The sequence below is a fragment of the Rhodanobacter ginsengisoli genome (genome assembly GCF_042657065.1).
In the GTDB taxonomy this organism is placed as follows: Bacteria; Pseudomonadota; Gammaproteobacteria; order Xanthomonadales; family Rhodanobacteraceae; genus Rhodanobacter; species Rhodanobacter ginsengisoli.
Genome location: NZ_JBHSNF010000001.1, coordinates 521,694 through 534,496 on the forward strand (window position 1 = coordinate 521,694; position 12,803 = coordinate 534,496).

Annotated in this window: 17 protein-coding genes, 1 tRNA gene and 1 other RNA gene; 8 read left to right on the forward strand and 11 right to left on the reverse strand. The window is 66.0% G+C overall.

All coding sequences use genetic code 11. The annotated features are described in order from the left end of the window. Positions 1-46: 46 nt before the first annotated feature. Positions 47-841 (forward strand): indole-3-glycerol phosphate synthase TrpC, encoded by a 795-nt coding sequence (gene trpC / locus ACFPPA_RS02125; RefSeq protein ID WP_377316824.1) that lies wholly within the window; start codon positions 47-49, stop codon positions 839-841. Positions 842-846: 5 nt separating this feature from the next. Next, a complete protein-coding gene (locus tag ACFPPA_RS02130) occupies positions 847-1,548 on the forward strand; it encodes a haloacid dehalogenase-like hydrolase (protein WP_377319420.1) in 702 nt (233 codons plus the stop codon). 165 nt (positions 1,549-1,713) lie between these two features. Here the strand turns inward: ACFPPA_RS02130 and crp are convergent, their stop codons facing one another. Next, positions 1,714-2,328, reverse strand: a complete 615-nt coding sequence (gene crp / locus ACFPPA_RS02135) for a cAMP-activated global transcriptional regulator CRP (protein ID WP_377319421.1) — start codon at positions 2,326-2,328, stop codon at positions 1,714-1,716. A gap of 373 nt (positions 2,329-2,701) precedes the next feature. Here crp and speD point away from each other — a divergent pair, with 373 nt between their 5' ends. Beyond that, positions 2,702-3,484: an adenosylmethionine decarboxylase gene (gene speD, locus ACFPPA_RS02140; protein ID WP_377316826.1), complete on the forward strand. Its 783-nt coding sequence runs from the start codon at positions 2,702-2,704 to the stop codon at positions 3,482-3,484. 113 nt (positions 3,485-3,597) lie between these two features. Here speD and coq7 read toward each other — a convergent pair whose 3' ends face one another. After that, entirely contained in the window at positions 3,598-4,239 is a 642-nt protein-coding gene (gene coq7, locus ACFPPA_RS02145; protein WP_377319422.1) for a 2-polyprenyl-3-methyl-6-methoxy-1,4-benzoquinone monooxygenase, read from the reverse strand. 76 nt (positions 4,240-4,315) lie between these two features. Beyond that, positions 4,316-5,524, reverse strand: coding sequence for a (Fe-S)-binding protein (locus ACFPPA_RS02150; RefSeq protein ID WP_377316828.1), 1,209 nt, complete (start codon positions 5,522-5,524; stop codon positions 4,316-4,318). Positions 5,525-5,662: 138 nt separating this feature from the next. On the opposite strand from ACFPPA_RS02150, the gene rplM reads away from it, so the two are divergent. The 3 genes from rplM (at position 5,663) to ACFPPA_RS02165 (ending at position 6,579) form a co-directional block, all read left to right on the forward strand. Then, positions 5,663-6,091 carry a 50S ribosomal protein L13 gene (rplM, locus tag ACFPPA_RS02155; RefSeq protein WP_077440973.1) on the forward strand — a complete coding sequence of 143 codons (429 nt, stop codon included), beginning with the start codon at positions 5,663-5,665 and terminating at the stop codon, positions 6,089-6,091. Between the two features lie 9 nt (positions 6,092-6,100). Continuing rightward, positions 6,101-6,493, forward strand: a complete 393-nt coding sequence (rpsI, locus tag ACFPPA_RS02160) for a 30S ribosomal protein S9 (RefSeq protein ID WP_377316830.1) — start codon at positions 6,101-6,103, stop codon at positions 6,491-6,493. 12 nt (positions 6,494-6,505) lie between these two features. After that, positions 6,506-6,579 (forward strand) — tRNA-Gln (locus tag ACFPPA_RS02165). A gap of 232 nt (positions 6,580-6,811) precedes the next feature. Here the strand turns inward: ACFPPA_RS02165 and rpiA are convergent. The 6 genes from rpiA to ACFPPA_RS02195 form a co-directional block, all read right to left on the reverse strand. Beyond that, positions 6,812-7,453: a ribose-5-phosphate isomerase RpiA gene (gene rpiA, locus ACFPPA_RS02170; protein WP_377316832.1), complete on the reverse strand. Its 642-nt coding sequence runs from the start codon at positions 7,451-7,453 to the stop codon at positions 6,812-6,814. Positions 7,454-7,499: 46 nt separating this feature from the next. Next, positions 7,500-7,958, reverse strand: coding sequence for an EVE domain-containing protein (locus tag ACFPPA_RS02175; RefSeq protein ID WP_377316834.1), 459 nt, complete (start codon positions 7,956-7,958; stop codon positions 7,500-7,502). Next, on the reverse strand, positions 7,955-8,560 hold the full coding sequence (locus tag ACFPPA_RS02180; protein WP_377316836.1) for a 5-formyltetrahydrofolate cyclo-ligase: 606 nt from the start codon (positions 8,558-8,560) through the stop codon (positions 7,955-7,957). The genes ACFPPA_RS02175 and ACFPPA_RS02180 overlap by 4 nt, the downstream gene beginning before the upstream one ends. Before the next feature lie 103 nt (positions 8,561-8,663). Further along, positions 8,664-8,849: non-coding RNA, 6S RNA (gene ssrS / locus ACFPPA_RS02185), on the reverse strand. Between the two features lie 76 nt (positions 8,850-8,925). After that, positions 8,926-9,234: a cell division protein ZapA gene (locus tag ACFPPA_RS02190; protein ID WP_377316838.1), complete on the reverse strand. Its 309-nt coding sequence runs from the start codon at positions 9,232-9,234 to the stop codon at positions 8,926-8,928. 8 nt (positions 9,235-9,242) lie between these two features. Next, positions 9,243-9,476: a TIGR02449 family protein gene (locus ACFPPA_RS02195; protein WP_377316840.1), complete on the reverse strand. Its 234-nt coding sequence runs from the start codon at positions 9,474-9,476 to the stop codon at positions 9,243-9,245. Between the two features lie 110 nt (positions 9,477-9,586). Between ACFPPA_RS02195 and ACFPPA_RS02200 the strand changes: the two genes are divergently transcribed. Further along, positions 9,587-10,150 (forward strand): UPF0149 family protein, encoded by a 564-nt coding sequence (locus ACFPPA_RS02200; protein WP_377316842.1) that lies wholly within the window; start codon positions 9,587-9,589, stop codon positions 10,148-10,150. After that, positions 10,108-11,490 (forward strand): aminopeptidase P N-terminal domain-containing protein, encoded by a 1,383-nt coding sequence (locus ACFPPA_RS02205; RefSeq protein WP_377316844.1) that lies wholly within the window; start codon positions 10,108-10,110, stop codon positions 11,488-11,490. The genes ACFPPA_RS02200 and ACFPPA_RS02205 overlap by 43 nt, the downstream gene beginning before the upstream one ends. On the opposite strand, the gene cydX is transcribed toward ACFPPA_RS02205, so the two are convergent. Together cydX and cydB are read right to left on the reverse strand one after the other, a co-directional pair. Then, a complete protein-coding gene (cydX, locus tag ACFPPA_RS02210) occupies positions 11,487-11,627 on the reverse strand; it encodes a cytochrome bd-I oxidase subunit CydX (RefSeq protein ID WP_377316846.1) in 141 nt (46 codons plus the stop codon). The genes ACFPPA_RS02205 and cydX overlap by 4 nt on opposite strands. A 44-nt stretch (positions 11,628-11,671) precedes the next feature. After that, entirely contained in the window at positions 11,672-12,802 is a 1,131-nt protein-coding gene (cydB, locus tag ACFPPA_RS02215) for a cytochrome d ubiquinol oxidase subunit II (protein WP_377316848.1), read from the reverse strand. Position 12,803 lies beyond the last annotated feature (1 nt).

The following is a 12,803-nucleotide window of genomic DNA, read 5'->3' on the forward strand; positions in this document are numbered from 1 at the left end:
CCCAATCGCGCATAGGATGCGCTCATACACCCACGAGCGAGATGCCATGACCGACATCCTCAATCGAATTCTTGCCCGCAAGGCGGAAGAGATTGCCGAACGCCGGACCAAGCTGCCACTGGCAGATTTGATCGCGCGCATCGAGAAGCAGCCGGACACGCGCGGCTTCGCCGCAGCGATCGAGGCGAAGATCGCCGCCGGCCTGCCGGCGGTGATCGCCGAAGTGAAGAAGGCCAGCCCGAGCAAGGGCGTGATACGCGCCAGCTTCGACCCGACCGCGATTGCGAAGAGTTACGAGGCGGCCGGTGCGGCCTGCCTGTCGGTGCTGACCGACAGCGATTTCTTCCAGGGCAGCGAGGCCTTCCTGCAGCAGGCGAGGGCGGCTTGCTCGCTGCCGCTGCTGCGCAAGGATTTCACCATCGACCCCTATCAGGTGTACGAGTCGCGCGCGATCGGCGCCGACTGCATCCTGCTGATCGTCGCGGCGCTGGATGACGACGTGTTGCTGCAATTGTCGCTGCTTGCGGCCGAACTCGACATGGACGTGCTGTGCGAGGTGCACGACGAGGAGGAGATGGAACGCGCGCTGGCGCTGCCGGTGCCGCTGATCGGCGTCAACAACCGCAACCTGCGCAGTTTCGAGACTTCGCTGGAGACCTCACTGGCGCTGCAGGAGCTGATCGAATACGACCGCGTGCTGGTCGCCGAGTCGGGCATCCACACGCCGGCCGACGTGGCGCGGCTGCGCGAGGGCGGCATCCAGGCGTTCCTGGTCGGCGAGGCGTTCATGCGTGCCGAGGATCCGGGCAGCGAGTTGCGACGGCTGTTCGCCACGCCGTGAACAACATGCCGGAGGAGGAGCAGGAGGCGCAGGCGCTGCCCGAGGAGATGACTGCAACGCAGCCACGCGTGGTGCTGTTCGATTTCGACGGCGTGCTGATCCATGGCGACGCGTTCTACCTGTTCATGCGCCAGCGCTACGCCGGTTCGCTGTGGCGGAAGTTGCTGGCGTTGTCGAGTCTGCCGCTGCTGTTGTTGCTGTTGCCGTTCTCGCGCCGCTTGCCCGAGCGGGTACTGGTGCGCATCGCGCTGCTCGGGCTCGCCGAACAGCACTACCGGGCCGCCGCGAACGCGTTCGCCGACGCCCTGGCGCGGCGGCCGCGGCAGTTCAGTCGCGACGGTCTGCGCGCGTTGCGCCAGCATCAGGCGCAAGGCGACCGCGTGATCGTGGTGACCGGTTGCGAGCACACGCTGGTGAGCGGGATCTTGCAGCAGCTGGGGCTGACCAACCTCGAGGTGCTTGCCTCGCAGTTGCGCCCCGGCTGGCTCGGCATGCGCACGCTGCGACACAACGTGGGCCCGCGCAAGGTGCAGCTGCTGGCGCAGCACGGTGTCACGGCGTGGCAGCTGGCCTACAGCGACTCGCTGCAGGACGTGCCGATGCTGCGGCCGTCGGTCGAGGTGGTGCTGGTCAACGGCACGCCGACCCTGTGCAAGAAAGTCGAGAAGGCACTGGGCCGGGTGATCACCCGCGTCGACTGGTTCTGACCGTCGCCGCAGCGGCTGCGCCGACTGGGCGGGTAGACCGGCCCCGACGAGGATGGGCGGGGCCGCCATCCGCGTGCCGTCCCGCAGCCGATGGCGATATACCGTGCTCGCTCCGCCAGCGTCGGCATCCGGTCCGGATGGCGGGCGTATCGAAACGCAGCGGGATCAGCGCGTGCCGCGCACCACGATGGTCTTGCCGGAGACGTCGATCAGCCGCTGTTCCTCCAGCTGCTTGAGCACGCGGCCGACCATCTCGCGCGAACAACCGACGATGCGGCTCACTTCCTGGCGCGAGATGCGGATCTGGGTGCCGTCGGGGTGCGTCATCGAATCCGGCTCCTGGCACAGGTCGAGCAGGGTGCGCGAGATGCGGTTGGTCACGTCCATGAACGCCATCCGGCTGACCTGGCGCGAGGTGCGCAGCAGTCGGTTGGTGAGCTGGGCGCCGATCGCGAACAGGATTTTCGGACACTCCTCGCGCAACGGCCCTTCCATCAGCTGGAACAGGCGCTCGTAGCTGATTTCGGCCATCTCGCACGGCGTGCGCGTGCGCACCATCGACTCGCGCTGGGCCTGCTCCACGAACAGGCCCATCTCGCCGATGAACTGGCCGCGGCTGATGTAGGCGAGGATCAGTTCACGTCCCTGTTCGTCCTCGGTGCATACCGCCAGCGAGCCTTCGACCACGTAGTACAAGGTGTTGGCTGGATCGCCGGGACGGATGATCGCGGTCTTGCCCGGGTAGCGCCGGCGATGGCACAGCGCCAGAAATCGCTCCATCGAGGCGGGATCCGGGGCGAAGCCGAGTGGGGCCTGCGAGCGTTCGAAGGCCTGTTGCAGCTGGTATTTGAGGGGTTGCGCCACGATGACTCCTGGATCTGTCGGATTTCAGCGGAGATTGCCGGCCCGCGGGCCGCGGTTGCGCCAATCGGGCCGTATGCCCGGCATTATGGCAAACCTGGGCGACTTGCCGCAGGTTCAATTTTCTGTCGATTTGTCGCATACTTCGCGGTCTTTCGGCAGCGACGCCGTTGTCGCCTGTCGTTCACAAGGGTCGTGCAGGCTGCCGCCTGTGCTCCACACCATTCCGCGGGGACCCTTGTCGCTAACCCGCCTCTACATGCTGACCGAGTCCGGTCATGGAGAGTCGCTTGTGGTCAAACCACTCCCCCGTCTGCGCCTGCAGGGTTTCAACAACCTGACCAAGGCGTTGAGCTTCAACATTTACGATATCTGCTATGCGGTGTCCGAGGAGCAGCGCGGACGTTACATCGAGTACATCGACGAGCAATACGATGCCGATCGCCTGACCCAGATCCTCACCGACGTGGCCGACATCATCGGCGCGAACATCCTCAACATCGCACGTCAGGATTACGACCCGCAGGGCGCCTCGGTGACCATGCTGATCTCCGAGGAGCCGGTGCTGGAGAAGCTCGGTCGCGACTCGATCGCCGGCGCCGTGGCGCATCTGGACAAGAGTCACATCACCGTCCATACCTACCCGGAAACGCATCCGCACAACGGCATAGCCACCTTCCGGGCGGATATCGACGTGGCCACCTGCGGCGTGATTTCGCCGCTGAAGGCGTTGAACTACCTGATCGACAGCTTCGAGTCGGACATCGTGGTGTGCGATTACCGCGTGCGCGGTTTCACCCGCGACGTGAAGGGCAAGAAGCACTTCATCGACCACAAGATCAACTCGGTGCAGGATTACCTGGCCAAGCACATCCGCCAGAAGTACGAAATGTTCGACGTCAACGTGTATCAGGAAAACATGTTCCACACGAAGATGCACATCAAGGACTTCGACCTGGACACCTACCTGTTCGAGTCGCATGCCGACGACCTGTCGTTCAAGGAGCGCCAGCGCATCGAGTCGCTGCTGCGCCGCGAGATCGAGGAACTGTTCCACGGCCGCAACCTGATGTGACGAAAAACCCGCCGAAAGGCGGGTTTTTTTCGGGGTTCTCTTGTAGGAGCGCACCCTGTGCGCGATAGCTCTTTGCGTGGCGTGAGGAACAGCATCGCGCACAGGGTGCGCTCCTACAGGCGGTAGGCCACCGCCTTCATCACCATCGAGCTGGCATGCATCAGCTGCGGCAGCGGGAAGGGCAGGTCGATGCCGCCGCGTTGCTGCGCCGCCTGGGCATGGCGGATCTCGTCGGCCTGCATCTGGCTCAGCACGGCACGCGAGCGCTCGTCCTGCGGCGGCAGCTTTTCCAGGTGCTCGGCCAGATGCGCCTCCACCTGGCGTTCGGTCTCGACCACGAAGCCGAGGCTGACCGGGTCGCCGGCCAGGGCGGCGGCGGCACCGATCGCATAGCTGCCGGCGTACCACAGCGGGTTGAGCAGGCTTGGGCGACTGTCCAGCTGCTCCAGGCGCTCGGCGCACCAGGCCAGGTGATCGGTCTCCTCGGCCGCGGCGTGCAGCAGGTGTTCGCGATTGTCGCTGTCGCGTGCCAGTGCCGCCTGACCGAAATACAGCGCCTGCGCGCAGACCTCGCCGGTGTGGTTGATCCGCATCAGGCCGGCCACGTGACGGCGTTCGGTGTCGTCCAGATCCGCCTCGCCGATGTCGGCGGCGGGAGTGGGGCGACGGGCCGGCGGCGATCCGGCGATCGCTTCCAGGGCGCGCTCGCAGCCGGCGAGGAAACGATCCAGTGAAGTGAGCGTGCGGGCATTCATGGGCATGAAGGTCATTTTACGCGAAGTCCGTTTTGCGAAGGGTAAAACCGCACTTCGTGCGCGGACTCTTCATTATTCAATGGTCGTTTTCCAGTTGTCGTGCCAGCAGGCTCAGTGGATGCTGCTGCATCCAGGGAAGGCCCTGCGCTCGAAGACCGGCCGCCAGATGCAGGCGACAACCGATATTGGACGACAACAGCTGCTGCGGTTCCAGCGTGGCGGCCTGCCGCAGGGTCGCGTCGCGCAGCTGCGCGGCGCGTTCGGGAAACTCCAGCAGATGGCTGCCGGCGGCACCGCAGCAGTGCGGTGGCCGCGGCAGCGGCAGCACCTCGAGCCCGGGAACGCGGCGCAGCAACTGCAGCAGGGCGGTATCGGTGCCTGCCACGTTGATCTGCGTGCATGGCAAGTGCAGTGCCACCCGCTGCGCCAGCGGGCGGAAGCGCAGGGACTCGGCCCGTGTCGCCAGCAGTTCCACCGGATCGACCACGCTCACCCCGGGCAAGGCGCGGCGCAGCGTGCCGAGGCAGCCAGGCGTCACCGAAAGCAGCCGGGTCGCGCCGCTGGCGAGCCAGGCCTGGCGGACCTGCTGCGCGGCGCGTTCGGCCGCCTCCGGCATGCCGCCGTGCAAGTCCATCGCACCGCAACAGAACGCCGGCAACACGTGCACGTGGAAGCCCGTCGCCTGCAGCAGGACGATCGCCGCCCGCTGCGCCTCGGCATCGTCGACGCTGGCCACGCAACCCGGAAACAGCGCCAGAACGGGCTTTCCGCTATCCCGTTCAGGAGTTTTCGCGCGGCCTGCCGGCGGATCGCCTGACAGGCTGAGCAGCGCAGCGCGCCAGGGCGAATGCGCCGGCAGCCGTCCGGCCAGCCACGACTTCCAGTGCGCCAGGCCCAGCCATGCGCCGGCCCGGCGCAACGCGCGCATCAATGCCGGCCGCCGGATCAGGCCCAGCAGCAGTCGCGGCCGCCGGACCGTGGGACCCAGCAGGGCCCGGGTGTCGATCAGCAATTCGTCATACTGGACGTGGGCCGGACAGACCTTTTCGCAGTTCAGGCAACCCAGGCAGTGATCCAGGTGCGCGCGCAGCTCCGCGGTGGGGTCGGCCAGGCCCCGTGCCAGCGCGGAGGCGATGGCAATCCGCCCGCGCGGCGATTCCGCCTCGTTCCGATCCAGCGCATAGGTGGGGCAGACCGGCAGGCACAGCCCGCATTGCACGCACTGATCGGCCAGCTCGGCGATGCGTCCGACGGGCGCGTGCAGGGGGGACTTTTCAAGCGGCATGGTCATCATGCTATCATTGCCAGCTCACAGCCCGCCGGTCGGTGGGCTTGCGCCATGGATGACGGCTCCGCTATCATCTCGCGCCTTTGATCCACCGATGACGCGTACCGCCTGACGGCGGCATACCAGGTATTTGAAATGAAAACCTTTAGCGCCAATGCAGACAACGTCAAGCGCGACTGGTTCGTGGTCGATGCCACGAACAAGACGCTCGGTCGCCTGTCGACTGAAATCGCCCGTCGTCTGCGCGGCAAGCACAAGCCGGAATACACCCCGCATTGCGACACCGGCGACTATATCGTCGTGATCAACGCGCAGAAGGTGGCCGTCACCGGTGCCAAGCTGGACGACAAGAAGTATCACCGCTTCACCGGCTACATCGGCAACCTGAAGACCACCAGTCTGAAGGATCTGCTGGCGACCTACCCGGAGCGGGTGATCGAGATCGCCGTCAAGGGCATGCTGCCGAAGAACCCGCTGGGCCGCGAGATGTACCGCAAGCTCAAGGTCTACGGCGGCGCCGAACATCCGCATACCGCACAGCAGCCGCAGGCGCTGGAACTCTAAGGACCCATCATGACGATCCAGCAGAATTACGGCACTGGCCGCCGCAAGACCTCCGCCGCCCGCGTGTTCCTGCGCAAGGGCAAGGGCGAGATCGTGGTCAACGGCAAGACGCTTGAGGCGTTTTTCGGTCGCGAGACCTCGTGCATGATCGTGCGCCAGCCGCTCGAACTGACCGAGAACACCGAGAAGTTCGACATCACGGTCACCGTCGCTGGCGGCGGCATTACCGGCCAGGCCGGCGCGATCCGCCTGGGTATCGCCCGCGCGTTGATCGAATACGACGAAGCGCTGAAGTCGCCGCTGCGCAAGGCCGGTTTCGTGACCCGCGACGCCCGCGAAGTCGAGCGCAAGAAGGTCGGTCTGCACAAGGCGCGTCGCGCGACCCAGTTCTCCAAGCGCTAAAATCCGTTTTATAGCCCCGTCGCCAAGCGGTAAGGCACCTGACTCTGACTCAGGCATCGGTGGTTCGAATCCATCCGGGGCTGCCATATCCCGATCCGATCGTCTGCAGTCATGCAGGCTGACACGGTCAAAAGCCCGCCTCTCGGCGGGCTTTTTCGTTTCCGCAAGCCGACGTTCCGGTGGCTTGCCCTGCAGCAGTCGCCGCGGTTTGAACCCGCGCAGGGCAGGTAGGTTGAAGGTGTGGCGCGCGCCGTGCGACGCGACAAAAAAAACGGCCCGTCAGGGCCGTTTTCCAGATGCCGCCGAGGCAGGCGGGCCTTACAGGACGCGGTCGCCGACCAGCACCACGTCGGCGGGCCGCCGCGCGAACAGGCCCACGGTGACGATGCCCGGCAGCTGGTTGAGCTCGCTCTCCAGCGCCACCGGATCGGTGATCTGCCAGTTGTGCACGTCGATGATCCAGTTGCCGTTGTCGGTGACCACGCCGTCGCGCCACACCGGCTGCCCGCCGCGCTTGACGATCTCGCGACCGATCAGGCTGCGCGCCATCGGAATCACCTCGATCGGCACCGGGAACGTGCCGAGCAGCTTCACCAGCTTGCTCGAGTCGATGATGCAGACGAATTTCTCGCTCGCCGCCGCGACGATCTTCTCGCGGGTCAGCGCCGCACCGCCGCCCTTGATCAGGCGTTTGTGCGGGTCGCACTCATCGGCGCCATCGATGTAGATCGTCAGCGGCCCGGCGCTGTTGAGATCGAGCACCGGGATCCCGAGCCGCTTCAACTGCGCGGTGGATTGCTCCGAACTGGATACCGCGCCCTGGATGCGATCCTTCAGGTCGGCCAGCGCCTCGATGAAGAAGGCGACGGTGGAGCCGGTGCCGACGCCGACGATGGCGCCGTCCTCGACGTAACGGATCGCGGCCTCACCGGCCTGGCGTTTTTCGTTGGCGTTGCTCATGGGATCGATTCCGGGTGTGAATTGGAGTGGTGCGCGCCAGGGAGGGTCAGGCCTTTTCCAGCGCGAGTATGTACTTCCAGTCGGCGGCATCCACCGGCATCACCGACAGCCGGTTGCCCTTGCGCAGCAGCGGCATCTCGACCAGCGCGTCATGGCCCTTGAGTTCGTCCAGGCTGATCGTGCGCTTCAGCTTGCGCACGAACTTCACGTCGACCAGCATCCAGCGCGGGTTGTCGCGCGAGCTGCCCGGATCGAAATACTTGCTCTTCGGATCGAACTGGCTGGGATCGGGATACGCATCCGTGGCCACTTCGGCGATGCCGACGATTCCCGGTACGGCACAGTTGGAGTGATAGAAGAACACCTGGTCGCCGGGGCGCATGCCGTCGCGCATGAAGTTGCGCGCCTGGTAGTTGCGTACGCCGTCCCAGGCCTCCTGCTTCTTGCGCTTGAGGTCGTCGATCGAGAACGCCTCGGGTTCGGATTTCATCAACCAGTGATTCATGGGTGCGCCTGGGGATTGCAATCGATCAGCTCGCGTTCGGTGGCGACGAAATCGAGCGGGACATCCCAGTCCTGCTCCTCGAGCCGCGGCAATTCCTGGAACGAGTAGGCGATGCCGACCAGCAACGGTTCGGTCGGGCGCACCTGCTCGTTGAGAAAGGCAAAGCTGCGATCGTAGTAACCGGCGCCATGGCCGAGCCGGTTGCCGCGGCGATCGAAACCCAGCAACGGCACGAGTACCAGATCGAGCTGGAATGGTTCGAACAGCTGTGCGGGGGCGACCGGCTCGGGGATGCCGAAACGATTCGGCTGTACCTCCTCGCCGGACTGCCATGGCGCGAAGCGCAGCCGGCGCCCCTTGCCGATCACCGGCAGCAGGAACTGCTGGCCGCGTGCCGCCAGCGGGGCAATCACCAGGTTCAGCGGTAGCTCGCCCTGACTGGCCCAGTAGCCGGCCACGCGGGCGTCGGTGAGGTATTCCGGCAGCAGCTCCAGGCTGCGGCGCAGGCCTTGCGCCGCAGCCATCCGCTCGGGCGGGCTGAGGGCTCGACGGCGCTCCGCCAGATCCTGGCGCAGTTGGCGGCGTTGGGCGGGGGCGTCCACGTTGTCGGGCGTCTCCAGGCGAAAAGCGCGCCCGGCGGACGTCGCTGCGGGCGACTGATCCCGGTCGTCGCCGTGGGCGACAACCGGGGCAGGGAATGAAGTGGCGTCAACCGCGATGCCGCTGCCCACCAAACGACCTTGATCCAAGATGGATCAGGTGGGAGAGCTACATGACCTCAAGGCTTTCCGCACGTGGCGGACATGCACAACAGCCATGTTAAGCCGACCCGGGGCCGTAATTAGGAACAAGGCAAATGTAAGAGTGTGCTGGCGCACATCGCAGAAAACGCCGGGTTTCATTTTAAGCGCTTGTCCCGGAATGCGCCACTGATCGTGGCAACCGGGGTTCATCCGCGACCCGGGGTTCAGGATTTCCGTGGGTCGCCGTCGAGCGCGAGATCCAGTTTGCTGCGCAGGGCGGCGAGGCCATCGGTGAGGCGCTGCTCCTGGCTGTCGTGCTGCTTGCGCAGGGTCAGCAATTCGTGGGTGACGCTGATGGCGGTGAGCACGGCCAGCCGCTCGAAGCTGGGTGCTTTCGCGTTCGCCCGCAGTTCGCGCATCTTGCGGTCGAGGAAGCCGGCTGCCTCGAGCAGGCCGTCGCGCTCTTCCGGCGCGCAGGCGATCAGGAATTCGCGGTCGATCAGTCGCAGTGCGACCGGTTCACTGCTGGACATGGGCTCTATCAACCATTGCTTTCAAGCGATTTCAACCGCTGGATCATTGCTTCGACGCGGCTGCGGGCCTGCTCGTTGCGGGCCAGCAGACCTGCCCGCTCACCGGACAACTGCTCCTGGCTCTGACGCAGGCTGCGGTTCTCCTCGTTGAGCCGGCGCACGGTGTCGAGCAGGCGATCGAGCTGCTGGCTCAGTGCGGCCAATTCCTGGTGGACGGGGTCAACATGATCAGGCGTGCTCATGCCCGAAACTATAGCAGGACGTCGGCGGAAATCAGCGGAGCCGTTGGCAGGGCGAGGGAAGGCATGCGTGCTGCATTAAACTGGCGGTCAATTCCAGCGGGAGCATCTCCATGACGGCAAGCGGGCTTGTGGGCCACGACGAAATCGATGCACTGATCATGCGCCTGCGCCTGGGTACCGAGGCCAGCGAATTGCATGGCTCGTTGTGCGGCTATCTGGCCGGGGGCGGTTCCCTGCGCGGCACTTCGGTACTGGCTGCCTTGCAGCTCGACGGCGAGGCGACCGACCCGTCGCCGGAAGACCAGGCCCTGCTCCAGCGTCTGGCCAGCCAGTGTGAAAGCGAGCTGCTCGACCCGGAACTGGGTTTCGAGCCGCTGCTGCCCGAGGACGACCGGCCGCTGACCGAGCGCGCCGAGGCGATGGTCGACTGGTGCCGCGGTTTCCTCGGTGGCTTCGGCCTGGCCGGGACCGGCGCCCACGCGCAGCTGTCGGAGGAGGCGCAGGAGATCCTGCGTGACCTGGGCACGGTCGCCGCCTCCGCGTTCGATTTCGGCAATGAAAGCGAGGACGAGGACGCGCTGATCGAGGTGCAGGAGTTCGTGCGGGTCGCCGCCATGCTGCTGCATACCGAATGCGCGGCGCGCGACGCTTCCACCCGCGGCACCCTGCATTGATCCCCAGCGCGCCGAAGCTGGCCGCGCTGGCGATCACGGCGGACGAGTTCGCGCGGCGGCGGCGCCAGCTGATGCAGATGGCCGGCGATGATGCCGTGCTGCTTGTCGCCGCGGCGCCCGAGCGCATGCGCAATGCCGATGCGGCCTGGCCGTACCGGCAGGACTCGGATTTTCACTATCTGGCCGGGTTTCCCGAATCCGACGCGGTGCTGGCCTTGTTGCCCGGGCGCCAGCATGGCGAAGCGGTGCTGTTCTGCCGCGAGCGCGACTCCGCGCGCGAGCGCTGGCATGGCCGCACGATCGGCACCGAACAGGCGGTGGCCGACTACGGCATGGACGACGCGTTTCCGATCGATGACATCGACGACATCCTGCCCGGCATGATCGAGGGTCGTGGCCGGGTCTACTGTCATTTCGGCCGCGAACCGGAATTCGATGCGCAACTGCTCGGCTGGGTGCGCCGACTGCGCCAGTTGCGCGGTGGCGGGGTGGTGCCGAAGGAGTTCGTGGCGCTCGGCCATCTGCTGCATGATTTGCGGCTGTTCAAATCGCGCGCCGAGTTGAAGTTGATGCGTGCCTCGGCAGTCATCGCGGTGGAGGCACATCTGGCCGCCTTGCGGGTGACACGGCCGGATCGCCACGAATACGAGGTCGAGGCCGAACTGCTGAGTGTGATACGCAGCCGCGGCGCGGTGCCGGCATTCGCCCCCACCGTCGCCGGCGGCGCGAATGCCTGCGTGATGCACTACCAGAGCAATCGCGCGCCGCTGCGCGCGGGCGAGCTGCTGCTGATCGACGCCGGCGCCGAACTGGACTGCTATGCGTCCGACATCTGCCGCACGTTCCCGGTCGACGGTCGCTACAGCCGCGAGCAGCGGGCGCTTTATGAAGTGGTACTGGCCGCCCAGCTGGCGGCGATCGACGAAGTCCGGCCCGGCCGGCCGTTCGACGCCGCGCATGCCATGGCCGTGCGGGTGCTGACCGAAGGCCTGTGCCAGCTCGGCCTGCTCAAGGGCGATGCGGAAGCGGCGGTGGCCGAGGGCAGCTACCAGCGCTTCTTCCCGGCCAAGACCGGTCACTGGCTGGGGCTGGATGTGCACGATGTGGGGGATTACCGGATCGACGGCGAATCGCGGTTGCTGGAGCCCGACATGGTGCTGACGGTGGAGCCGGGCCTGTACGTGGCGCCGGACGACCGTTCGGTGGCCGAGCGCTGGCGTGGCATCGGCATCCGCATCGAGGACGACGTGGCGGTCACCCGCGAGGGCAACGAGGTGCTCACCGCGGCGATGCCGAAGGACGCGGACGCGATCGAGGCGCTGCTCACAACTCGCGGCTAGCTCAGCTCGTCCGGCAGGTCGGCATCGATGGGCCGCCGATGGGCCTCGTCGGTGGCATGTACCTCGTACCACATCGCATTGAGGATGGCGAAGGCGCAGGCCAGTCCCAGTCCCAGGATCCAGGCGAAATACCACATGCAGGTTGTCCTCGTGTCGGTGCGGAAGCGACCGTGGTCGCCGTTCAATAGCCGCCGTGCGCCTTGCGCACCTGTTCCAGGGTGACCCGTCCCCGCATCACGCGGTACACCCAACCGGTGTACAGGATGATGATCGGCAGGAAAATGGCCGTCACCACCAGCATCAGCTGCAGGGTGCCGCGGCTGGAGGAGGCATCCCACAGGGTCAGGCTGGAGCGGGCGTCGAGGCTCGAGGGCAGCAGGAACGGGAACAGCGCGAACCCGGCCGAAGCGATCGTGCCGCCCACCATCAGACTGCTGGCGATGAAGCCGGCGATGCTGCGCCGGGCAATCAGCATCTGCACCGCCACCGCCGAGGTCAGGGCCAGCAGGGGCGCGAGCCAGAACCCCGGATACTGCATGTAACTGGCGAACCAGCTGCCGCCCCGGGCCACCTGCTTGTACAGCGGATTGGACACCGCTTCGCTTATCGCGGTGCCGGTGACGGCATAGCCGGGAATGCCGTAGGCCAGCCAGATGCCGGCAGCGACATAGAACACCGCGTAGGAGAGCGTCATCCAGCGAGCGATCCTGGTCGCCCGCGCCGCAATCACGTGGTCGGCCTTGAGCGCGGCCCAGCAGGCACCATGGGCCAGCAACATGCTCAGCGATACCAGCCCGGTGAGCAGGGCGAACGGGTGCAGCAGGTCGAGCAGGCCACCTTGCCAGGTCATCCGCAGATCGTCGTCGAAGCGGAATGGCAGGCCCAGGAACAGGTTGCCGAAGGCCACGCCGGAGATCAGCATGACAACGATGCCCGAGCCCACCAGCACCCAGTCCCACAGGCTGGCCCAGCGCGGATCGTGGATCTTGCCGCGGAAATTGAAGCCGACCGGGCGCAGGATGAAGGCCAGCAGCACCAGGAAAATGGCCAGGTACATGCCGGAAAACGATACCGCGTAGAGCATCGGGAACGCCGCGAACGTCGCGCCCCCGCCCAGGATGAACCAGGTCTGGTTGCCTTCCCAGGTCGGCTCGATGCCCTCCAGCAGCACCAACCGTTCCTCGTTGTCGCGGCCCAGCACCTTGAGCAGGCCGGCGACCCCGAAGTCGAAGCCATCCATGATCGCAAAGCCGATCAGCAAGGTGCCCAGCAGGGCCCACCAGATCACCCGCAGCGTGGCGTAGTCGAGCATA